A 454-nucleotide genomic window follows, 5' to 3' on the forward strand; every position below is an offset into this window, starting at 1 on the left:
GCACGCGCACTGATCAAGGAGGCGGCCATCTTGCTGGTGGATGAAGCCACTGCGGCGCTGGATGCCGAGAATCAGCACGTGATCGCCCGGACACTGGCCAGGTTGCGCGGGCAGCGCACGCTGGTGGTCATTGCGCATCAACTGTCTACGGTGTCGATGGCCGACCGGATCGTGGTGCTCGATCACGGCCGGGTGGCCGAGCAGGGCACGCCCGCGGCATTGCTTGCCGCCAAGGGGCGTTACGCGAAGTTTCTTGAACAGCGTCGGGCTGCCAAGGGTTGGCGGGTGGCAAGCGGCAGTGAGCTGCAATGATGCGGGCACGATGGCTAGGGGTATTTGTCATGCTCTGCGTCACATCACTGCTGGTGGGGGCCCGGCAACTGGAGTGGTCGCAGCTGTGGTCCTTGTCGGGCGATGCCTGGCTGACGCTCACGGCCAGCCGCTTGCCGCGCCT

General features: G+C 65.6%; 2 pseudogenes. Both read left to right on the forward strand.

Annotation, left to right across the window (positions count from 1 at the left end):
- Positions 1-312: pseudogene (locus GHO42_RS04265) on the forward strand (ABC transporter ATP-binding protein); the annotation flags it as partial.
- A pseudogene (locus GHO42_RS25975) lies at positions 312-454 on the forward strand (ABC transporter permease); the annotation flags it as partial. The pseudogenes GHO42_RS04265 and GHO42_RS25975, both read left to right, overlap by 1 nt.

This window comes from Pseudomonas sp. FSL R10-0056, from assembly GCF_009600105.1.
In the GTDB taxonomy this organism is placed as follows: Bacteria; Pseudomonadota; Gammaproteobacteria; order Pseudomonadales; family Pseudomonadaceae; genus Aquipseudomonas; species Aquipseudomonas bubulae.